This is a genomic window from Hymenobacter citatus (genome assembly GCF_014333615.1).
Classification (GTDB): domain Bacteria; phylum Bacteroidota; class Bacteroidia; order Cytophagales; family Hymenobacteraceae; genus Hymenobacter; species Hymenobacter citatus.
Genome location: NZ_JACSCY010000012.1, coordinates 134,391 through 155,408, shown reverse-complemented (window position 1 = coordinate 155,408; position 21,018 = coordinate 134,391). Strand labels below are relative to the sequence as shown.

Genomic DNA, 21,018 nt, shown 5'->3' with positions numbered 1-21,018 from the left:
ATCGTTCACTCCTTCACCTCCTCAAAACTTCCGCGCCCACGGGTTGAAGCCCAGCAGCTCCGGGGAGGCTAGTGCACGCATCAATTCCTCGCAAAGTGGCTGCAAGTCGGCCCGACTCAGGCCTAGAGCGCGTAGCACGTACACATCTTCGCGGGCGGGCGCCACGGATATCACGTAAGGGCGGGTGGCCAGCGTGAAATGCGGGTCGCGGCGCTCGGGTAGCTGCAAGGCCAGCAACGCTTCGGCCAGCCGCCGGAAACGCGGGTCGTTGGGCGGGCCTACCAGGTAGAGCGAGAGCATGGTTTGGTAGGGGCCGAAGTGCGCGGGCGAAGCGGCAATGTGCTCCTCGGGTTGAAACTGAAAGCGGTCTAGTAGCGTCAGCTTGCCCAGCCGCTCTACCCGTAGTGCCGTGTGCAGCGACGTGAAGGCGAACCGTTCGCCGCTGTCGGTGCGGCCGGCATGGAACCAGTCGGCCAGCAGCAGCACGGCGCCGGCTTGCAGCTGCCAGTGCTGCTGCTGGCGGTAGCGGCTGCCGGCCTGGGGCACCAAAGGGTCGGGAAACACCACGGCCAGTGCGTTTTCGGCCAGTGCGCCGGTGGTATGTTGCAGCGTTTCCTGCATGCCCACTGCCTTATATACCCTAGCATTGGCCTGCGTACCCAAAAACAGCTGTGCCTCCTCTCCTACCCCAACCCGCAGCCGAATGGCATCGCCGGAAACTAAGCCACCGCCGTAGCTCGACAGCACCGCGTGGCAGGCCCGAGCCGCCGAACGAGGTTGCAGAATCTTAAGCGGCTGCACGCTACGGCACGTCGTCAGCACCGACTGGCCGCGCACTACGGCTACCTCCAGTGCACTTTCTTCGGGTAAGAGCATTAAACTATCATACAGGCAGTTGTGAACATAAAAGCAGACAACGAACCGATTTTGCTACTTCGCTTTCTCACGCACCATCAGGCGCAGCACGTCGCGCAGGCCGTCTATCTGGTGTTTGGGTTCTAGGGCCCGGCACGCATCGGCGTCGCCGAAGCCGTAGCGTGCCCAGCAGGCATCGATACCACAATTACGGGCGAAGAGCAGGTCGGCGGCCGTATCGCCAATCATGAGGGTAGCGGCGGGCAGCACTGGCGCGAAGAAGGGCCGCACAATTTGCTCGTAGAGCACAGGGCTGGGTTTTAGAGGCAGTTGCTGATCGGGGTAGCTGCCGTCGCCAACCAGCAATTGCACATCGGCGCGCAAGCCCAGGCGCGTCAGGGAAGTTTCCAGCGTAACGGCGCCTTTGTTGCTCACTACGGCTACGGCAATATTGTGCGCACGGGCCGCAGCCAGCACCTCGCGGGCACCCGCAAACGGCTTCACCAGCTCTTCTCCCTCGTTGGTATAGATGCTCCGGTAGGTGAGCAGCCACGCCGCTAGCTCGGCCCCGGCCAACTGCGGGCGCAATGCCTGAAGGGCATCGGGTGAGGGCAAGCCCAGGCCTACCACTCGCTCCAACTCGGCTTCGGGCGGCACCGGCACCTGGTAATGCGTGAATACCTGGCGCAGACTATGCAGGATAGCAGCTTCCGAATTGCAGAGCGTGCCATCGTAATCAAACAAAAGTAGTGAGTAGGACATAGACAAAAATACGTTGCTCTGCCTAGTGCAGAGGAGGTTGTAAAGCTACTGGCTAAGACACCGAATAACGCCGTCAGCACAGGCAGGGAACGTATTTTTGCGATATATAGCTCAACAACAAATTCATAATGAAGTAATTATGTACTTCAAATGAGTAACCGAATTAGCCACTAGCCGTTAAGATTACGGATTTATGTGGCTGTAAAAGCCAGTGTCTTGCAAGCTGCTAAACAGCTGACCGTTGCAAGTCGCTTGGTTTCGTTAGTCATTAGTATCTACTCTTTCACCAGAAACTTTCTTTCCATGAAACGCACGTTCTTCTTCGCTGCTGCAGCCCTTACCGCTGCTACCCTGTCGCTTTCTAGCTGTGGCAACGACTCAACTTCCACCGACACCTCGACCACTTCAACCAGCACTATGGACTCCAACCCGACGATGAACTCGGATACGGGCATGAATGCTGATACCACTATGTCGACGATGCCATCAGACGGCACCTCCACCATGTCGGATGCTGGCGCGGCTACTACCACCGCTGGTATGTCTACTGGCAGCAGCGGTACCATGAATGGTGCTACCACTGGCACCACGGCTGGCACTACTACTGGCACCACCAGCGGCACGGCTGGTACTACCGGTGGCACGGCTGGCACCACCGGCGCTACTACTATGTAAGCAAACGGCATTGCCGTTTTGCAAGCGAAAGCCACCCCGAAACGTTTCGGGGTGGCTTTTTTAGGTTTTCCCCTACCTACCCAGGCTGCCCGAGCCCCCGGCGCCAGCGCAGAATAGTACGCAGAACCAACATCCAGACTATGCCCGCCGCAAAACCAGCCGTTACGTCGGTGGCGTAGTGCACATGCAGGTACACGCGGGTAAGGCCAATAAGAGCCGCCCACACCAGCAGCCCCACGGCCACGCCACGCTGGCCGTGGCGCCACGCCAGCCATGCCAACGCCGCGTATAAGGAGCTGCCAATCATGGCGTGGCCGCTGGGAAAGCTTAAGCCCGGCTGCGGAATCAGGGCCGAGCTGGGGCGGGTGCGCTGGAAATGCAGCTTCAATAACTGGTTGAAAACCGTGGCACCTACCACGGCCAGAAAGACCATGAGGGCCTCGCGCCGCTGTTGTCGCCACAACAAAAAGCCTGGTATGAGCAGCGCCGCTGCTACCAAAAAGGGCATAGAGGCAAAAAACGTGATGCCGCGCACCCAGTCCGTAAGCCCCGGCGTAGCTGCTCGCAAGGCATCCAACTGCCCAAACGCCCAATTGTCAAACGCAGTGGAGTGCTGCACAAATACGATGCGCGTGAGGTAAAAAAACACCCCAAAGGCCAGTAAAAAAAACAACCCGGCCAGTGCCACTTCCAACGTAATCAGACCGGTCAGCGTGACCAGGCGCTCTTGCAGACGTTTTCTCATATGGCGTATCCTACGTGCTATTCATGGCCATTGATACTTTAAGGATGTAGCCAGCCTGGCCTGAAAACAAAAAAGCCGACCCGGTGAGGGGTCGGCTTTCAGTGCGCTCGGAGAGACTCGAACTCTCACACCTTGCGGAACTGCCGCCTGAAGACAGCGCGTCTACCAATTTCGCCACAAGCGCAACACGTTTATCAGAAAACCGCCCTGTTGGTGGTCGTTTGATGCTGCAAAGATACAACAGCGAATTCGCTTCGCGCAACATTTTTTTCAAAAAACCGCTTAAAAAACCGCTTTATAGCTCTACAGAGGCTGTTTTTCAACGAGTTGCGGATCGTGTTTGAAGCGTTTTTTTACGATTTTTTCCAAGCGTTTCAGCAGCGGGATAGCCACAAGCAGCCATACTATACCTGCCGCGTAGCCCGCCAGCACATCGGTGGCGTAGTGCACGCGCAGGTACACACGGGTGAGGCCGATAAGTAAAATCAGCAGCGCTAACCCCGTCATCAGACCCCAGCGCAGGGCAGGCCGCGCTACGTGGGTGTAGGCGAGGTAGATCAGCAAGCCATAGAACGAAGCCGAAATCATGGCGTGGCCGCTGGGAAAGCTCAGGCCCGAAGCCGATACCAGCGGCAGCAACGGCCGCGGACGGTGGTAGAAATTCTTGAGTAGCAGGTTGAGCGTGATGCTACCCAGGGCCACCACCGGCACCAGCAACGAGTACCACCGGTGCCGCCGCACCAACAGGAAATAGCCAATCAGCCCCAGCGCTGCCGCCACAATGAAGTTGCGCGAGGCGAAAAATGTCAGCACTTCCACCCACTGCTGGTGGGTAGGGCCAAACAAGTCGCGCGTCCAGCGGAAAGCCGCTTCGTCGAAGGGCACAGCGTGCTCGTTAAACACCTCACGCCCAATCGCCAGAAACGCCACGGTGCCCAATGCGCCTAGCCCTAGCGTAAGCGTAAACTCGGTGATAAACAACGTGATGCCTGCCAGCAGGCGCCGGAGTGAAGTAGTCATTCAAACAGAAGTAAACTCAATCGAAGGGAATAATGCTTCTTCCAGCCATCTTTACAGGGTAGTACTTAGTCTTGCCCGTAACCTATCGTAGATACGGGCACTCGCTACCCATTGGTTGGAAACTGCATCCTTTCTCCTTCACCCTCAACCCTACCCTCCTGAAAGGCTTCGATTACGTGGCACCTTTTTATGATGCGCTGGCGCGGATGGTATTTGGCCGGGCACTGCGCCGCACCCAGCAGGCAGCCCTGGCGGGACTGCCAGTGGGCGCGCCGCGGGTACTCATTATTGGGGGCGGCACGGGCTGGATTCTGGGCGACATCTGGCAGCAGAGTCCGCAGGCCCAGGTGCTTTACCTGGAGGCCTCGGCCCAAATGCTGGCGCAGGCCCAGGCCTGGCAGCACCGCCACCAGCCACAACGGGCCGGGCAAGTGGAATTTCGGCTGGGCACTGAGTCTGCACTATTGCCAGCAGAACAGTTTGATGCCGTGCTTACCTTTTTCTTTCTCGACTTGTTTGCACCCGACCAACTGCAGCGCGTGGTGCAGCAGCTCAACGCAGCCCGGCGCCCCGGCGCGCCCTGGCTCCTCGCCGATTTTACTGCGCCTACCCGCTGGTGGCATCGTGGGCTGCTGGCGGTGATGTACCGCTTCTTTCAACTCACCACGGGTATTTCGGCCCGTGTCCTACCCCCCATGCAGGAGGTATTGGCGCAGGTAGGGCTACGGCCACAACGCAGGTCCTTATTCTTTAAGCAGATGATGGAGGCAACGGTATTTTCGGAGCCAGCTATAGATTAAAGGGGCCGCGTTCTGAGCGGAACACTTACTTTTACTACCTCCACTCCTGACTATTCGTTCATGCGAAAACACGTTACTCTCCTCCTGGCGCTGGCTTTTCCGTTGGCGCTGTGCCAGCCTGTGGCGGCGCAAACTGCCTCGGCACCCGTGCGCTACACGGTGGCTTTCCCAAACGCCGTGCACCACGAAGCCCAGGTAACCGCTACGTTTACCAACCTGCCTACCGCACCCTTGCAGGTACGGATGGCCCGCTCCTCGCCGGGGCGCTATGCGCTGCATGAGTTTGCCAAGAACGTGTATGATTTGCGCGCCACCAACTCCAAAGGTCAGCCGCTGACGGTGACTCACCCTGACCCCTACGGCTGGGACGTAGCCGGCCACGATGGCACCGTCACGTTCACCTACACTTTGTTTGGTGACCGGACCGATGGCACCTACGCCGGCATTGACTGGCGCCATGCCCACCTGAACATGCCCGCCACCCTGGCATTTGCCCGAGGCCTTGAGCAACGCCCAGTGGAGGTAAAGTTTGACATGCCCAACGAGTGGAAAGCCGCCACCCAGCTGCGTCCCGAGTCGGCTGGCAACACGTATTACGCGCCGCATTTTCAGTACCTTATGGATTCGCCTACCTCTTTGGGTGCGCAGCAAGTGCGTAGCTGGCAGGAGCAAGGCAAGACCATCGAAATGCAAGTGCTGCACGATGGTACTGCCGCCGAGCTGGACGATTTTGTGGCCAAAACCAAGAGTGTAGTGAAAGAAGCCGCCGCCGTGTTCGGCACGCTGCCAGACTATGATTTTGGACGCTATACCTTCATTGCCAACTACCTACCCCAAACCAGCGGCGACGGTATGGAGCACCGCAATTCCACCTCGCTCACCAGCAGCCGCCCATTGCGCGGGCAGGGAGCGTTGGATAACCTGGGTACGGTTTCGCACGAGTTTTTTCATAGCTGGAACGTGGAGCGCCTGCGCCCGCAGGACCTGGAGCCGTTCAATTTTGAGCAGGCCAACATGAGCAGCAACCTGTGGTTTGCCGAAGGTTTCACCCAGTACTACGGCGACCTGCTGCTACGCCGCTCCGGCGCCTTCGGCACCGACCAGCAGTACTGCGACGAGGCCCTGTCGGGAGTAGTGAATGCGATGCTGAACTCGCCGGGGGCAGCGCGCTACTCGCCGGTGTATATGAGCCAACAGGCGCCTTTCGTGGATGCGGCCGTCAGCATCGACCCCAACAACCGCGCAAACACCTACCTTTCCTACTATTACATTGGCGCGGCCAATGCGTTGGCGTTGGACATGATGCTGCGCCAGGACCACAAAACTGACCTCGATTCTTACATGCGGGCATTGTGGCAGCAGTATGGCAGCAAGCAGCAGAACTACGCCCCTGCCCGCCCCTACACCACCGCCGACCTGCAACGCGTGCTGGGCGAAGTAGCCCGCGACACGGCCTTTGCCGGACAGTTTTTCCGCCAGCACATCTACGGTCATACTCTGCCCGATTTTGAAAAGTTGCTAGCGCCGGCGGGCCTCCTGGTGCGCAAAGCCCACGCCGGCCAAGCCAGCCTTGGTGCCAACAGACTGTCGTTCAACGCGGATAGCACAGTCTCCATCCCGGCTACTACCCTGGCCGGCAGCCCGCTCTATCAAGCCGGCCTCGACCGCGAGGATGTCATCACGAAATTGGATGGTCAGCCCATTGCCAACCGCACGGCCTACGGCGCCCTGCTGGCCCGCCACAAGCCCGGCGACGTGATATCGGTGGTGTACCGCTCGCGGGGGCAACAGCGCACGGCCCAACTAACCCTGACCGAAGACCCTACCTTGGAAGTCCTACCCTACGAAGCCGACAAGCGTACCGTCACAAAGAAGATGAAGGCCTACCGCAGCGCATGGCTGGGCAGCAAAGCTAAATAAGCAATTATACTCCCCCACTCTCATCAGGAAAGCTTAGCCTACCTGCCTTTTCATGGATAGTGAACGTGTTGCTATCCTAACTTTTTCCCCTGCGGTATGCGGATTGGATATGATGCAAAACGCCTGTTTGGCAATTTCACGGGTTTAGGAAACTACAGCCGAACTCTGGTGCAGGATGTGGCGCGTTTCCATCCCGAACACGATTACCATTTATATACGCCTGCCATCCGGCAACATCCAGCAGTACAACCCTTTCTGGGAGGCACCCAGTACACTACGTTTGTACCCAACGGGTCCTTCAGGTCCTTGTGGCGCAGCTATGGCGTCGTGAAGCAGTTGAAACAAGACCGGATTGAACTGTATCATGGGTTGAGCCACGAGTTGCCTGTAGGTCTTGCGCGTGCAGGCATCCCGGGCGTGGTGACCATGCACGATGTCATTTCCAAAGTTCATCCGGAGTGGTACGGCACTGTAGAGCGCATTATCTACGACCAGAAAGTACGTTACAGCTGCCAGCATGCAACTAAAATAGTGGCCATCAGCGAGCATACGAAACGTGATTTGGTAGAGTATTATCGAGTAGATCCAGCCAAAATCAACGTCATCTACCAAGCCTGCGACCCTGTGTATTATCAGCGGCAACCAACTGAGCAGGTAGCTAGTACGGTAGCACAACTGGGCATAACAACGCCCTACCTCTTAGGGGTAGGAAGCATCGAGCCTCGTAAGAATATTGCCACGCTGCTCCGTGCTTATCAACACTTGCCAACAGACTTGCGGGTGCCGCTCGTGCTGGTGGGTAAGGGCAAGCGCTACAAACAGCAACTGCAACAGCTACTAGGCCACATCAAGTTGGAAGATGTTGTGTATTGGTTGGAAAACTTAGTGGATATTCGGCAACTCCAGGCTTTGTACCAAGGGGCATCGGCTCTTATCTACCCTTCGCTGTATGAAGGCTTTGGGCTCCCTATCGTCGAGGCACTATTGTGCAAAACGCCTGTTATCACCTCCTCTACTTCGGCTCTACCAGAGGCAGGTGGCCCAGCTTCGAGTTATATAGACCCTACCAGCCCCGAGCAGCTCGCGCATGCCATAGAGAAAGTCCTGACCGATTCAGCCTATGCGAATCATATGCGGGAACAGGGCTACGAATACGCTCACACCCGGTTTGCACCTGCACACCTTGCCACTCAGTTGGTAGACTATTATCGCCAGTAGACCTGTTTCCAAATTAGAAATGGGCGCTAGGATTTGCCGTTCGTGCTTCGGCAGGTGGCCCCTAAGTCAAGCATAACGTTCCCTTTTTGTTTTTCTTTTAGGACACTTATGTACGAATTGTGTGCCGGTTGGACGCCTAGGACGTCCGACCGGCACACGCCTTTCTAAACAGCTTCAATAAAACCCAGCAGCCTGCAAACGTTAAGAGGGGTAGCAACAGCCACGCATAGTGTGACTATTGCTACCCCTCTTAACGTTTGTGAGCTATTAGACCTACCGGCTAGTCTGCATCTGTACGATTTGCACTGGTTCGGCCGTTTGCACCCGTGCTTCGCCCTGCGGCTCTGCTTTAGGATGACGAATCATGATGGGCTGCGTAGTGGTTACGCCGTTCACTGTGAGGTGCAGCTGGTAGTTGCCGTTGGGCAGTTCCAAGAAGGGCAACGTTTGGTTGTGCACACCATCGCTCAACTGGCGAGCGTCGGAAGAGCGCACGGCCACGCCGCGGGTGTCGTAGAGCACCCAGCCCACAGGCATATTACCGGGTAGCTGATAGCGTAACTGCGAGATGCCGTTAGAGGGGTTGGGGTACACGTGCACCTTGTAGTCGCCATTGCCTACAAGCGGAGTAGCTTTGGTGCTAATCTTCGCGCCCGCTACGGGCTCCAGTTTCCATTGCTGATCGGCGCCGCCATTGTAGCGCCACTGCTGCAAGCCACCTTGCGACGTTTCTTTCGCTGTCAGAGCTTTGCTGCTGTGCTTGGCCACCAGCGAGTAGAAGCCATCTTCCGCCTCATGAATCAGCCACAGCTGATTGTCGCTCTTATAGGCAGGCCATAGGTCGAGGGCGGCACCGTTGGAAGAGGAGTTGCCGAGCACCTCTAGTGCCTTATTGCTACCCTGTACAAATACGCGGTAGTAGCCATTGCCAGCCGATTCGATCATCCATTCGGGTGCGGCGGCATCGGCGGCTATTTTACCAGCCGCTTGCTGCTCTGCCACGGCCAGCGTCTGGCCATCGTTGCGGGCCTTCAACCGATACACCCCCGACATGGAGGCAACCGCTGGAGCGGCCACGGCCCCTTTGGGTAGGCGCATGCCAGCTTTACGTGCTACGGCTTGCTTAGGAGCTTCCACCGCTGCTTTTGGTTGAGCTACTGCTGGGGCGGGCGCGGGCGCAGCGGCCATCACAAATCCTTCGGCCGAGAAAGCCTCAGCCGGAACAGCCTGGCGTACTTGCTTTGGGGTTGTCCACTGCAACTGCACGTGCGCATCGCCTTCTTCGCTGTGATACTCCAGCTTAATCGGCGTCGATTCTCCGGCGGCCAGGTTCACGTAGATATCCGACTCGGTGAGGCTCTGCCCATCCCAAGTATCCAAAATTTTCTGTCCGTTGATCCACAACCGCACTTGTTCCCCAGCCCGCACGGCAAAGGAGTAAGCCCCGGTGGTAGGAGCCGTCAGGAATCCTTCCCAGCGTATCGAGAAATAATCGGCTGGTATGGTGGGCGCTGGCGCGTCTTTTCCCCACTGGAAATTCGGTGCGGCATCCTGCTGCTGACGAATGGGTTTGCCGGCCAACGTGCTGTTACCGAAATACCACCCCGTAAGGCCCGGTGTACCGTTTTGCACTGGCGCCGCCAGTTGTTGAAATTCTTTGCCTGGCGCTCCTGTAGCAGAAGCAAACGCACCTTCGGTATGGCTGAACAGGTGCATCCCCACCAAGGAATAGTAGAGTAAGTGTCGCATCATAGGAGAAGAATGTACGGGATTTGGTTAAAATAGTATTTTATCAATAAATACTATCTCTGTTATGTCTGATTTCAAAGCCTAACAAACACAATAAAAACCAAGCCAGAATTACATATATCAGCTCAATACTCATAATTTTACTATTGTATACAATGAATAATAAATATATCTTATCTAACAATGTAATACCGTACTTCGTGCAAAGGCAGATGCTTGGGCATACCCCCACTGATATCCGCTGAGTCACGTTGGTCTTTCGCTATTCTGCCTGCGATTGCAAGTAGTTTATCCTAACTACTTATTCGGTTTGCGTCTGTGTTTCGGCCAATGGATGGCGAATCAGGATAGGTTGGGTGGTAGTGATAGTGCCGACAGTGAGATGCAGTTGATAATTACCGTTGGGCAAGGCCGAGAGCAGTAATGTTTGCTGATGCACCCCGCTGGTTGCCCGGCGGTAGTCGGAAGTGCGTACCACAATACCACGTGCATCGTACAGCACCCAGCCCACTGGTATTGCATCTGGCAACTGGTAGCGCAACTGAGAGATACTGTTGGCAGGGTTAGGTGACAGACTCACGTTGTAGGTACCATTGCCGACAAGCGGTGTGGTGGTAGTAACCGGCTGGGCTACTTTATCTTTCACGGGGTTCAGCCGCCATTGTTGATCCTCGTGGCCGTTTGCACGCCACTGTTGCACGCCACCCTCGGCAGGTGATTTGGCCGTGAGGGCTTTTCGGCTATGTTTGGCGACCAGCGTGTAGTAGCCGTCGCCTACCTCCTTGATTTGCCACAACTGATTATTGCCACTATAGTAGGGCCACAGATTGAGGGCCGCACCGTTGGAAGAGGAGCTACCTAATACCTCCAACACTTTGGTGCCGCCCTGCACTGCCACCCGGTAATAGCCCTGACCAGCTGGCTCGATGCGCCAGTGCGGAGCCACCGTGGCATCCTCAGTACCAAGCTGATGCTCATCGGCAACTACCAACGGCTGGCCGGTGGTACGGGCTTTCAGCGTATATACGCCTGCCAGCTCTTGCGGAGCTGGCAGGGTGGCAGGCGCGGCTTTAGCCTGAGTAATTTTTGTTGACTGAGTCGTAGCCGGGGCAATTTTGCGCTTGGCCGTTGCACTCTGCTTATTGCCGGTGCCCGCTACTGTTGCGGCCACTAGTTCATTGCTCTCAGAAGAAAACATTTGGGCGGGAATAGCCTGGCGTGCCTGACCAGGAGGAACCCACTGCAGCTGCACATGCGCGTTACCCTCTTCGCTATGATATTCCATCTTCACTGTCGTGGTTTCGCCGGCGGCCAGCGTCACGTAGGCTGGTGGCTGTAGCTGGCCGGTGCCATCCCAGGTATCGAGCACCTTCTGTCCGCCTACCCACAATCGCACCCGCTCATCGGCACGCACAGAAAAGGAGTAGGAGCCAGTGGTAGGGGCTATAAGCCAGCCCACCCACCGCACCGAGAAATAGTCGGCTGACACAGTAGAGGCCGGTGCCTCTTTACCCCAATCAAAGTTGGGGGCACCGTCTCGGCGCTGGAGCACTGGCTTGCCCGCTAGCGTACTGTTGTTGAAGTACAGCGCTGTGAGTCCAGTCTGATTACCTGGCACCACGAGCGAGGTTTTTTCTGGCTCGTCTACCGGTACCCAGGGCTGAGGGTGTGCGCTCCCAGTGCCAGCTAGCATGCAGATACTCAAAAGCGAACAACAAAATATACGTTGTGTCATACCAACTTCACCAAAAAGTACTTTATAGTATTTTACCGACAAAATAATGCATCTTACTCTTGTCAATCAGCTTAAAAATATTCAATTAATATTCCATAAAAAACAGATTATAATCGATTATTTGTATTTAAACACAATTTACCCGTTTAGTACAAGCTATATCCTGTTTCTTATATCATCCCCATTTTAATCCTTTTGAGAGAAGCTACTAGTGTCTGAAGCGCTATGAGTGCCCATAACCGGCAACTCCCGATCTTTGCACTAGGCAGCTACACAACGCAAGGAGCTTTTCGGCCGTTTGCGGGTATACTGTCTTCTCATTTTATCTTCCCACCAACGCACACTACCATGAGCAACCACTTGGTGAAGGGCAAGGACTTTTACGAAAGTGTCCTGCACTTCTACGACCACGCGGCGAGCTTCTCGAAGCTCGATCCTGGCATTATAAGCCAGATTCGAACCTGCAACAGCATCTATAAAGTAAACTTCCCGGTGGAGGTAGACGGGCACGTGCAGGTGTTCGAGGGCATTCGGGTGCAGCACAGCCACCACAAGCTGCCCAGTAAGGGTGGCATTCGCTACAGCATCCACGTAGACGAGGAAGAAGTGATGGCGCTGGCCACGCTCATGACCTTTAAGTGCGCTCTGGTAGACGTGCCGTTTGGCGGGGCCAAGGGTGGGGTGAAGATCAACCCACGCACCAGCTCTGTGCAAACGCTGGAGCGCGTGACGCGTCGCTACGCTAGCGAGCTGATTAAGAAGAACCTGATTGGTCCGGGTATGGATGTGCCAGCCCCCGACTATGGCACCAGCAGCCGCGAAATGGCTTGGATTGCCGATACCTATCTCACCTTTAAGTATGGCGACACCAGCGCGCTAGGCTGCGTAACGGGCAAGCCCGTAGGTCAGGGTGGTATTCGGGGCCGGACGGAAGCCACGGGTCTGGGTATTTTTTACGGCCTGCGGGAGCTGCTCGAAGATGAGCCGCTGCTGAAAAAGCTGGATATGACCAGCGGTATGGCCGGCAAGCGCATTATTGTGCAGGGCCTAGGCAACGTGGGCTACCACGCCGCGCACTTTTGCCAGCGCGAAGGTGCTCTGATTGTGGGCATTGCGGAACGCGAAGGCGGTCTGTACAATCCGGCGGGCCTGGATGTGGAGGAAGTGTTTAAGCACCGCTCCGTTACGGGCTCCATCCTCGATTTCCACCCCGATGCGCAGAACTTCGAGGACTCGCTGCAACTGCTGGAATATGAGTGCGACGTACTACTGCCAGCCGCGTTGGAAAATCAGATTCACGAGGGCAACGCCAAGAACATCAAGGCCAAGATCATTGCCGAAGGTGCCAACGGCCCGACCACCCAGGAGGCCGAAAAAATTCTGCTGGAGCGCGGCGTGGTGATCCTACCCGACCTCTACCTGAACGCCGGCGGCGTAACGGTTTCGTACTTCGAGTGGCTGAAAAACCTGTCGAACGTGCGCTTTGGGCGCATGGGCAAGCGGGCCGAAGAAGCCTCGCTGAAGCGTCTGGTGATGACCATTGAGCAAACCACCGGCAAGACGGTGAGCGAGCGGGAGCGGGCCCTCATCATTCACGGTGCCGACGAGATTGATTTGGTGCGCTCGGGCCTGGAAGATACCATGATTACGGCCTACCACGAAATTCGGGACGTGATGAACCAGGTGCCGGGCATCACGGATCTGCGCACGGCGGCCTTCTATGCAGCCATCGAGAAGATTGGCGTGAGCTACCAGGCACTGGGTATCTTCCCATAAACCGAGCTATTTGCCCGCCTACAGCGGGCTATTCGCTTAAGCAACAGGCCGTCATGCTACGCATGGCGGCCTGTTTTGCGTAGAATATTCGCCGGTTTGCGTTGTAGTTGCGTATCTTGTCGAAACTAAACCTACGGGCTTTACCTTCTACTATCGATGCTACGTACCCTACCCTTCGCTATAGCTTTTCTATCGGCCGGGCCGCTACTGGCCCAAACGCCTGTGGTAGTTCCGATGGCTGCTGAGGTGGAAGCCCCCCTAATTGGCCTGCAGGCCAACCGTACGTCGTATCAGCTAAATATTGGGACTACCTTCGCGGGTGGGCTGGGTTCGGCGATGCACATCAGCCCGCGGGTGACGCACCAGCTGGGCAAGCGTTTTTTCGTGTTTGGCGGAATGACGTATATGCGTTCGTTTATTAATCCGGCTTATTACGCGGGCGTTACGCAGCCCGCTACCCCTGCCGACGCCCTTTCTACTACCCGATTCGCTGTTAGCAACCGCTACTTTATCTACGGTGGCGGTACCTACCTGGTAAGCCCGCGCCTGGCCCTCACGGGCACGGCCTGGAAAGATATGTCGCCCACTGTTAACCCCTATGCGGGCTTTGGCAGCATGGGCCAGGGCATGAGCATGCGCGCCGACTACCGCCTTACTGAGAATCTAACGGTATCGGGTGGGGTGCGCGTGGCGAATGGTGTGGGCTACGCGCCACTGTATGGGCCTGGCTTTGGTTTCTAACAAACAAGAATCTTGAAGGCAACGCAAGCCTTTGAGTCGTTTAATCCTACCTTCCGCCGCCGCGCTTCGGGAACATTCCGGGGCGCGGCGGTTGTGTTTTCTCCGCCTTTCACTCCCTCTTATGTCCTCGCGCCCTACTTATCACCGCAACGAAAAACTACCGACCGTTTTACCTAACTACCCTGGCAATAAGATGATTGGCCGGGAATACTGCAATGGCGAAGAGCTATATGAGCCTAGCTTTGCCAACGTGTTTCGGTGGAAATTTTTGACCGAGAACCCACAGAAAGCCGAGAAGAAGGCCGATACCTGGGCACCGGTGGTGGTAGACTGCACGGAGTTCCTAAGGAGTGACGCAGACGGGCTGGTGTGGCTGGGGCACGCCTCGTTTGTGCTGCGGGTAGGCGGCATCACGCTGCTCACCGATCCAGTGCTGTTTTCCTCCTTTGGGCTGCAGCGCCGCCACCCCCTACCCTGCCGCCCCGAAGACCTAACGAACATCGACTACCTGCTGCTCAGCCACGGCCACCGCGACCACCTCGACGAGGCATCTGTGAAGCTGCTGGCCCGTCAGAATCCGCAGATGCAGGTGCTTTCGGCCTTGAGCATGGCACCGTTGCTGCGTGGCATGGCCCCTACCCTGGTGGTGCAGGAGGCCGGCTGGTGGCAGCAGTACGACCTGGGTTCTGATGTACCGCTGGAAATCTTCTACCTGCCCGCTTCGCACTGGCACCGGCGGGGAATGTTCGACCTCAACAAGGTGCTGTGGGGCTCCTTTCTTCTTCGTATGCCCGGAGGTGGCACCCTGTATTTTGCCGGCGACACGTCGCTTGCCGGTCATTTTGAGGCCATTGAGAAGCAGTTCGGTCCGCTAGACATTGTGCTCATGCCCATTGGCGCCTACAAGCCTCCCTTTATGATGGAGATGAGCCATACCAATCCCCACGAGGCGGCTAAAGCCACTAATATAGTACGCGCCGGCCACGTGGTGCCTATGCACTACGGCACCTTCGACCTGAGCGACGAGCCAGCTTCGGAGCCCCTGCGCCTGTTGGAAGAAATAGCCGCGGGCGGTATGCTTCGTGCCGAGCTACACGCGCCCGCGGTAGGAGAAGTGATGCGTTGGCAGGAATGGGTGTAAGTCGCTTCCTGTTGCGCTTGTTAAGTCTCTAAAACTACCGTCCTAAGACAATCACGAAATGCAATATTTATAACTAATCATAGCTTTTAATATCATTTTAATGCAAATTAATATGACTTTTCCCAATACGTGCCGTAAATTTGACGTTCGTAAGCAAGCAAGCTTCTATCTGGTACCTGTAAAACAGGAGCTGGTAGATAGCAACTGTAACAGAATACCCATTGCCGGCTGTGGCACAGCCAACTATGCGGAAGCGGTGCCGCATCGACTACGTGTTTTTCAGGTAGCCCGCTCTTTTCTTAATTTTTTCCATGGCTTCTAAGTCTCATTCAACCAGTCTCCCGCCCCCTACCCCCTGGCAGCGCCTCACGCGCATGCTCGACACAGAACGCGACACGATTCGTTACATTCTGTTTTTTGCCATTCTAACGGGTCTCATTGGCCTTACCCTACCCCTGGGCACCCAGGCGGTGTTCAACCTCGTTTCGACGGGGGCTGTGTTCAGCTCAACCTATATCCTGATTGGGGTAGTGGTACTGGGCGTACTGCTGGGCGGCATTTTGCTGATTGGGCAGATGACCCTGGTAGAGGCCATCGAGCAACGCTTGTATGCGAAGGCCGCTATTGAGTTTGCCTACCGTCTACCCCGCATCAAGCCGGAAGCACTGGAAGGTGAAAATCCGCCAGAGCTAGTCAACCGCTTTTTCGACATTCTGACGGTGCAGAAAAGCCTCACCAAGTTTCTGATTGACTTGATGTTTGCAGGCTTTCAGATTCTGTTTGGGGTGATTGTGCTGGCTTTTTACCACCCCATTTTTATTGCGTTTGGGCTGTTCACCATCATCATGCTGGTATTCATTTACATCATGAATTACCGCCGTGCTTTGCGCACCAGCATCGAGGAATCGGCCTATAAGTACGAAACGGTGGACTGGCTGGAGCAGGTAGCCCGCGAGCTGCCCCAGTTTCGGCACAATAAGGAAGAACAGCAGCGCGCCCTCACGCGCACCGACGAGCTGACGGCCGACTACCTGAACGCCCGCAACGACCACTTCCGGGTGCTGAAAAGCTACTACGGCTGGGGCGTGGCCCTGCGCACGGTGCTTACGGCTGGTTTGCTGATTGCCGGTACCCTGTTTGTGGTATCGCGGCAGATGACGCTGGGCCAGTTTGTGGCCGCCGAGGTGCTGATTGTGCAGATCAGCGGCTCCATTGAAAAACTAATGACTGGCGTGAGTACCGTGTTTGACATGCTAACGGGGGTAGAGAAACTAGCCGCCGTGACCGACCTACCCATGGACGAGAAAAAGACGGAGGGAACCCATGCTTAACCTATCCAACCAAAACGTAGACGAGGCGGTATGGCAGGAGCAGCCCCAACGCTCTCAGAAAGAACTCCTGCAGCCCAAAGGTAGCCGCACATTGGGCCGCGTGATGCTCGCTGTGGGCATCATCTTCTTGATTATCTTGTTCTTACCCTGGCGCCAGACCATTGAGGGCACGGGTACCCTCACCACCCTACGCCCCCAGGACCGCCCCCAAACGGTGCAAAACCAGATTGCGGGCCGCATTGAGCACTGGGCTGTGCGCGAAGGCGAGTTTGTGCGCAAGGGCGACACGATTCTAACCATCTCGGAAATTAAGGACGAATATTTCGACCCCAACCTGCCCGAGCGCCTAAATGAGCAGCTGACGGCCAAACGAAATAACGTAGAAGCCTACGGCGCCAAGATTGAAGCCACCGACCAGCAACTGGCTGCCCTGCGCACTACCCTGAACGTGCAGCTGGAATCGGCCCGCAACAAGGTGGAGCAGGCCCGCAACTACGTGGCCATCGACAGCGCCGACCTGGTGGCCGTTACCAACTCCTACGACATTGCCAAGGCCCGCCTGGCCCGCTACGAGAATGGCTACCAGAACGGCTTGTTTTCCCTCACCGATATCGAAACGCGCCGCCTGAAGCTACAGGAGGATCTGGCCAAGGTAACCGCCCAGCGTAACAAGCTGATGAACTCGCGCCAGTCGTTGGCCAATGCCATCATCGAGCTGAGCAACCTGCGCGCCAAGTACGGGCAGGACCTGGCCAAGACGCTCTCAGACCGCAGCTCGGCTGTGTCGAGCCGGGCGTCGTCGGAGGGCGAGGTAGCCTCGTTGCGTAACAAGATCAGCAACGTGGAGGTACGCCGCGGTTTGTACGTGGTGCGGGCCCCGCAAACCGGCTACGTGGTGCGTACGCTCAAGGCGGGCATAGGCGAAACCATCAAAGAAGGCGAGTCGATTGCCACCTTGCAGCCCGAGGCGCCCGTGCTGGCCGCCGAGCTGTACGTGCGCCCCATGGATGTGCCCCTGATTCAGCGGGGTAGGCAGGTGCGGATTCAGTTTGATGGCTGGCCGGCGGTGCAGTTTTCGGGCTGGCCCTCAGTGGCTGTGGGTACTTTTGCCGGTGTAGTGACGGTGATTGACGTGGTGAGCAGCACCAACGGCAAATACCGCATCTTGGTGCGCCCCGAGCCTCACCCCGAACACCGCAACGACGACGACCATAAGTGGCCCGCGCAACTGCGCCTGGGCTCAGGTGTGTACGGTTGGGTTATTCTGGACTCGGTGCCTGTGTGGTACGAAATCTGGCGGCAGCTCAACGGTTTCCCGCCCAGCTTACAGGCTGAGCCACAACCTGACTCACCCGTGAAAGCTGAAAAGAAGTAGGAAATGAGGATGCGTTTTTTCATGCTGACTAGTTGGCTTACGCCGCTGGCTTTCCTGCTGCCTACCCTTGCCGTGCTGGCCCAAACGCCCCGCCTGCCTACCCAGGCGCCGGGGCTGGAGCCGGCGCCTGTGCAAACCAAGCAACTGGCTCGGGACCGGCCACCTGTGGATACGGCCCATATTTTCTCGCTGCAGGATTTGGCGGAGCTGGTGTTTGCCTACCACCCCGTGGTGAAGCAGGCTGCCCTGCTCAGCGAAGATGCCCGCTCGCAGGTACAGCAGGCTCGTGGCGGCTTCGACCCTAAGCTGGGCTCGGGTTTTGACCGCAAGCTGTTTGGTGGCACCGACTACTACAACAACTGGGCAAACGAGCTGAAAGTCCCTATTTGGCCAGGTGGCATCGACCTGAAAGTAGGCTACGACCGCATGGTGGGCACCTACGTGAATCCCGAGCACCGCACCCCGCTCAATGGCCTGGCTATTGCTGGCCTGTCTGTGCCGCTGGGGCAGGGCCTGTTGATTGACGCCCGCCGCAGCACGTTGCGCCAGGCCAAGATACTGGTAGATGCTGCCGAGGCCGACCAAGTGAAGCAGATCAACGCCATCTGGCTGGAAGCAGCTCAGGCGTACTGGACATGGTACTATACCTACCAACAGATGCTGCTTATTCAGGAAGGGGTAGAGCTGGCCCAAACCCGCTTCCGAGGCACCAGCCGCCGCGCCCAACTAGGCGACCAAGCTCCCATCGACTCGGTGGAGGCACAGATTACGGTGCAGGACCGCCTGGTGCAGTTCGAGCAGCTACAGGTGGAGCAGCTAAATGCCAACCTGATCTTATCGAACTACCTATGGAACAAAGACGGACAGCCCGTAGAACTGCCCGCCTACGCGGTGCCGCAGTCGCCTACCCTGCGTCCAGTCGACAGCTTGGCTTTCGAGCAGCTCCAGGATTTTGCGGCCAACCGCCACCCTACTCTCCTCAAGCTCGACGCCAAAATCCGGCAGCTGGGTGTGGAGGAGCGCTACCGCCGCGAGCTATTGAAGCCAACGGTGAATGTGAGCGGCTACCTGCTCAGCCGCGGCGACTTCTACCGTCCCGAGGTGCCCGGCTACTATGATTTTGGCCGCGACAACTACAAGGTAGGCGTAGACTTCGCCTTCCCGCTGTTTTTGCGTAAGGAGCGCGGCAAGCTCTGGCAAACCCGCATTAAGGTGCAGGATGCCACGCTGGAGCAACAAAACAGCCGCCGCATGATTGCCAACCAGGTCAGCGCCAAGTACAATGGCCTCAAAGCCTACGAGCGGCAGCTAGCCGTGCAGGAGCAAACCATTGCCAATCAGCGCATTTTGTTACAGGCTGAGTTGCAGAAGTTTGAGTTGGGCGAGAGTACTATCTTCTTGATCAATGCCCGTGAAAGCAAGCTCATTGAGCTGCGCCTCAAGCAGGAAAGTATGCGTGCCAACTACGAAAAGTCGCTGGCCGAGCTGTATTACTACGCCGGCACACGCACGCTGGGAAATGAGTAGCTGTTAGCTTTTGGCTGTTAGCTGTTAGCTTTGATGTTCTTGCTACAGTATGCTTCGGCTTACTCTCGGGTAAGCTAACAGCTACTAGCCATCAGCTAACAGCCACAAAAGCTTCATGTCTCCTACCCTTATCCTGAGCCTGATTGCGGGCTACTTCGTGGTGCTCGTCATCATCTCGATCCTCACGTCGCGCAAGGCCACCAGCGAATCGTTCTTTATTGCCAACCGCAACGCCCCCTGGTACATGGTGGCCTTTGCCATGATTGGTACTTCCTTATCGGGCGTCACGTTCATCTCCATTCCGGGCATGGTACAGGGGCAAGCGTGGAGCTACATGGCCGTGGTACTGGGCTATACGGTGGGCTATCTGGTGATTGGCACCGTGCTAATGCCGCTCTATTACCGCTTGCAGCTGGTATCGATTTATACTTACCTGGAGCAGCGGTTTGGCTTCTGGAGCTACAAAACGGGCGCTTTCTTCTTCTTGATTTCCAGGGCAGTAGGTGCAGCGTTCCGGCTGTTTCTGGTGGCGGGCGTGCTGCAGTTTGCGGTGTTTGATGGGTTGGGCGTGCCATTTGCCGTCACGGTATCGGTTAGCATTCTGCTGATTTACCTCTACACCTTCCGCGGGGGCCTCAAAACCATTCTTTGGACCGATACCTTCCAGACGCTGGCCATGCTGGTGTGCGTGGGTGTAAGTATTTATCTGATGGCCGACGAGCTGAACCTGGGCTTTGCCGGCCTGGTGAAGACGGTGAAAGAAAGCAGCATGTCGCAGATCTACTTCTCCGACCCCAAAGACGACAAGTTTTTCTGGAAGCAGTTTGCCTCCGGCGCCTTCATCACCATCGTGATGACTGGCCTCGACCAAGACCTGATGCAGAAAAACCTGAGCTGCCGCAACCTGCAAGACGCCCAGAAAAACATGTTCTGGTTCACCATCGCCATTGTGATTGTGAACGTGTTTTTCCTGTCGCTGGGCGTGCTGCTCTACCAGTTTGCCGCCGCCAAGGGCATTGCCCTACCCACCAATTCTGAAACGGGTAAGGTCATCGGCGACAACGTGTTTCCGCTGCTGGCGACCAATCATTTCTCCCTGTTTGCCGGCATCGTGTTCATCCTGGGCATCATTGCCGTCACCTACGCCTCCGCCGACTCGGCCCTTACGGCCCTCACAACCTCTTTCTGCGTGGATATGCTAGATATCAAGCAGTACGAGGAACGCAAGCAGAAGCGCCTGCGCCAGCTCACGCACTTCGGCTTCTCGCTGGTGTTGATTGTGATTATCCTGATTTTCAGGGCCATCAACGACCAGAGTGTGATTACGGCCGTGTTCAAAGCGGCGGGCTATACCTACGGGCCGCTGCTGGGACTCTACTCCTTTGGCATCTTCACTGGCCGCGGCCTGCACGACCGGCTGGTGCTACCCGTATGCTTCGCGGCGCCGCTCGTCACGTGGTTTATCAATGCCAATTCCAAAGCGTGGTGGGGCTACGAGTTTGGCTTTGAAATCCTGATACTCAACGGCATCCTCACGTTTATTGGCCTGCTGCTGATTTCCCGGCCCGCCGCTACCCGCCAATTGAACCCTGCGGCGTAGCGGTTGTTGAGGGGTAGCGTACCTTTGTGCGCTGGCCCGAAGCCACAC

The 21,018-nt window shown here is 56.8% G+C and carries 17 protein-coding genes and 1 tRNA gene; 11 read left to right on the top strand and 7 right to left on the bottom strand.

Annotated features, from left to right (window positions below):
• Positions 1–21: 21 nt before the first annotated feature.
• Both H8B15_RS15045 and H8B15_RS15040 read right to left on the bottom strand, forming a co-directional pair.
• Complete coding sequence (locus tag H8B15_RS15045; RefSeq protein ID WP_187320497.1) at positions 22–876, bottom strand: urease accessory protein UreD; 855 nt, start codon at positions 874–876, stop codon at positions 22–24.
• Between the two features lie 54 nt (positions 877–930).
• Positions 931–1,617, bottom strand: coding sequence for an HAD family hydrolase (locus H8B15_RS15040; protein ID WP_187320496.1), 687 nt, complete (start codon positions 1,615–1,617; stop codon positions 931–933).
• Positions 1,618–1,920: 303 nt separating this feature from the next.
• On the opposite strand from H8B15_RS15040, the gene H8B15_RS15035 reads away from it, so the two are divergent.
• A complete protein-coding gene (locus H8B15_RS15035; protein ID WP_187320495.1) occupies positions 1,921–2,292 on the top strand; it encodes a hypothetical protein in 372 nt (123 codons plus the stop codon).
• Positions 2,293–2,368: 76 nt separating this feature from the next.
• Here the strand turns inward: H8B15_RS15035 and H8B15_RS15030 are convergent, their stop codons facing one another.
• The 3 genes from H8B15_RS15030 to H8B15_RS15020 form a co-directional block, all read right to left on the bottom strand.
• Positions 2,369–3,037: a phosphatase PAP2 family protein gene (locus tag H8B15_RS15030; RefSeq protein WP_187320494.1), complete on the bottom strand. Its 669-nt coding sequence runs from the start codon at positions 3,035–3,037 to the stop codon at positions 2,369–2,371.
• A 102-nt stretch (positions 3,038–3,139) separates the two neighbouring features.
• Positions 3,140–3,221: transfer RNA gene (locus tag H8B15_RS15025), tRNA-Leu, on the bottom strand.
• Between the two features lie 119 nt (positions 3,222–3,340).
• The gene (locus H8B15_RS15020; protein ID WP_187320493.1) at positions 3,341–4,057 is read right to left on the bottom strand and encodes a phosphatase PAP2 family protein; all 717 of its coding nucleotides are present in this window, start codon (positions 4,055–4,057) and stop codon (positions 3,341–3,343) included.
• Between the two features lie 71 nt (positions 4,058–4,128).
• Here H8B15_RS15020 and H8B15_RS15015 point away from each other — a divergent pair, with 71 nt between their 5' ends.
• The 3 genes from H8B15_RS15015 to H8B15_RS15005 all read left to right on the top strand — a co-directional run bounded on the left by H8B15_RS15015 (position 4,129) and on the right by H8B15_RS15005 (position 7,995).
• On the top strand, positions 4,129–4,857 hold the full coding sequence (locus H8B15_RS15015; protein ID WP_187320492.1) for a class I SAM-dependent methyltransferase: 729 nt from the start codon (positions 4,129–4,131) through the stop codon (positions 4,855–4,857).
• A 60-nt stretch (positions 4,858–4,917) separates the two neighbouring features.
• Positions 4,918–6,777, top strand: a complete 1,860-nt coding sequence (locus H8B15_RS15010) for a M61 family metallopeptidase (RefSeq protein WP_187320491.1) — start codon at positions 4,918–4,920, stop codon at positions 6,775–6,777.
• A gap of 96 nt (positions 6,778–6,873) precedes the next feature.
• Entirely contained in the window at positions 6,874–7,995 is a 1,122-nt protein-coding gene (locus H8B15_RS15005; protein WP_187320490.1) for a glycosyltransferase family 4 protein, read from the top strand.
• A gap of 273 nt (positions 7,996–8,268) precedes the next feature.
• On the opposite strand, the gene H8B15_RS15000 is transcribed toward H8B15_RS15005, so the two are convergent.
• Positions 8,269–9,747 carry a PA14 domain-containing protein gene (locus H8B15_RS15000; RefSeq protein WP_187320489.1) on the bottom strand — a complete coding sequence of 493 codons (1,479 nt, stop codon included), beginning with the start codon at positions 9,745–9,747 and terminating at the stop codon, positions 8,269–8,271.
• A 298-nt stretch (positions 9,748–10,045) separates the two neighbouring features.
• A complete protein-coding gene (locus H8B15_RS14995; protein WP_187320488.1) occupies positions 10,046–11,437 on the bottom strand; it encodes a PA14 domain-containing protein in 1,392 nt (463 codons plus the stop codon).
• A gap of 390 nt (positions 11,438–11,827) precedes the next feature.
• Between H8B15_RS14995 and H8B15_RS14990 the strand changes: the two genes are divergently transcribed.
• From H8B15_RS14990 to H8B15_RS14960, 7 genes are all read left to right on the top strand, one after another.
• Positions 11,828–13,255, top strand: a complete 1,428-nt coding sequence (locus H8B15_RS14990) for a Glu/Leu/Phe/Val family dehydrogenase (RefSeq protein WP_187320487.1) — start codon at positions 11,828–11,830, stop codon at positions 13,253–13,255.
• Positions 13,256–13,411: 156 nt separating this feature from the next.
• Entirely contained in the window at positions 13,412–13,996 is a 585-nt protein-coding gene (locus H8B15_RS14985) for a hypothetical protein (RefSeq protein ID WP_187320486.1), read from the top strand.
• Between the two features lie 121 nt (positions 13,997–14,117).
• Entirely contained in the window at positions 14,118–15,137 is a 1,020-nt protein-coding gene (locus H8B15_RS14980) for an MBL fold metallo-hydrolase (protein WP_187320485.1), read from the top strand.
• Between the two features lie 311 nt (positions 15,138–15,448).
• The gene (locus H8B15_RS14975) at positions 15,449–16,468 is read left to right on the top strand and encodes an ABC transporter transmembrane domain-containing protein (protein ID WP_187320484.1); all 1,020 of its coding nucleotides are present in this window, start codon (positions 15,449–15,451) and stop codon (positions 16,466–16,468) included.
• On the top strand, positions 16,461–17,843 hold the full coding sequence (locus H8B15_RS14970; RefSeq protein ID WP_187320483.1) for an HlyD family secretion protein: 1,383 nt from the start codon (positions 16,461–16,463) through the stop codon (positions 17,841–17,843). Before H8B15_RS14975 ends, H8B15_RS14970 begins: the two co-directional genes overlap by 8 nt.
• 21 nt (positions 17,844–17,864) lie before the next feature.
• Positions 17,865–19,370: a TolC family protein gene (locus H8B15_RS14965; protein WP_187320482.1), complete on the top strand. Its 1,506-nt coding sequence runs from the start codon at positions 17,865–17,867 to the stop codon at positions 19,368–19,370.
• 115 nt (positions 19,371–19,485) lie between these two features.
• Entirely contained in the window at positions 19,486–20,970 is a 1,485-nt protein-coding gene (locus H8B15_RS14960; protein ID WP_187320481.1) for a sodium:solute symporter, read from the top strand.
• The last annotated feature ends 48 nt before the right edge of the window (positions 20,971–21,018 follow it).

Bases quoted from the DNA above. Each gene is read 5' to 3' on its own strand.
- H8B15_RS15045 (WP_187320497.1), bottom strand. From the start codon at position 876: ATGCTCTTACCCGAAGAAAGTGCACTGGAGGTAGCCGTAGTGCGCGGC.
- H8B15_RS15040 (WP_187320496.1), bottom strand. From the start codon at position 1,617: ATGTCCTACTCACTACTTTTGTTTGATTACGATGGCACGCTCTGCAAT.
- H8B15_RS15035 (WP_187320495.1), top strand. From the start codon at position 1,921: ATGAAACGCACGTTCTTCTTCGCTGCTGCAGCCCTTACCGCTGCTACC.
- H8B15_RS15030 (WP_187320494.1), bottom strand. From the start codon at position 3,037: ATGAGAAAACGTCTGCAAGAGCGCCTGGTCACGCTGACCGGTCTGATT.
- H8B15_RS15020 (WP_187320493.1), bottom strand. From the start codon at position 4,057: ATGACTACTTCACTCCGGCGCCTGCTGGCAGGCATCACGTTGTTTATC.
- H8B15_RS15010 (WP_187320491.1), top strand. From the start codon at position 4,918: ATGCGAAAACACGTTACTCTCCTCCTGGCGCTGGCTTTTCCGTTGGCG.
- H8B15_RS15005 (WP_187320490.1), top strand. From the start codon at position 6,874: ATGCGGATTGGATATGATGCAAAACGCCTGTTTGGCAATTTCACGGGT.
- H8B15_RS15000 (WP_187320489.1), bottom strand. From the start codon at position 9,747: ATGATGCGACACTTACTCTACTATTCCTTGGTGGGGATGCACCTGTTC.
- H8B15_RS14995 (WP_187320488.1), bottom strand. From the start codon at position 11,437: ATGCTAGCTGGCACTGGGAGCGCACACCCTCAGCCCTGGGTACCGGTA.
- H8B15_RS14990 (WP_187320487.1), top strand. From the start codon at position 11,828: ATGAGCAACCACTTGGTGAAGGGCAAGGACTTTTACGAAAGTGTCCTG.
- H8B15_RS14985 (WP_187320486.1), top strand. From the start codon at position 13,412: ATGCTACGTACCCTACCCTTCGCTATAGCTTTTCTATCGGCCGGGCCG.
- H8B15_RS14980 (WP_187320485.1), top strand. From the start codon at position 14,118: ATGTCCTCGCGCCCTACTTATCACCGCAACGAAAAACTACCGACCGTT.
- H8B15_RS14975 (WP_187320484.1), top strand. From the start codon at position 15,449: ATGGCTTCTAAGTCTCATTCAACCAGTCTCCCGCCCCCTACCCCCTGG.
- H8B15_RS14970 (WP_187320483.1), top strand. From the start codon at position 16,461: ATGCTTAACCTATCCAACCAAAACGTAGACGAGGCGGTATGGCAGGAG.
- H8B15_RS14965 (WP_187320482.1), top strand. From the start codon at position 17,865: ATGCTGACTAGTTGGCTTACGCCGCTGGCTTTCCTGCTGCCTACCCTT.
- H8B15_RS14960 (WP_187320481.1), top strand. From the start codon at position 19,486: ATGTCTCCTACCCTTATCCTGAGCCTGATTGCGGGCTACTTCGTGGTG.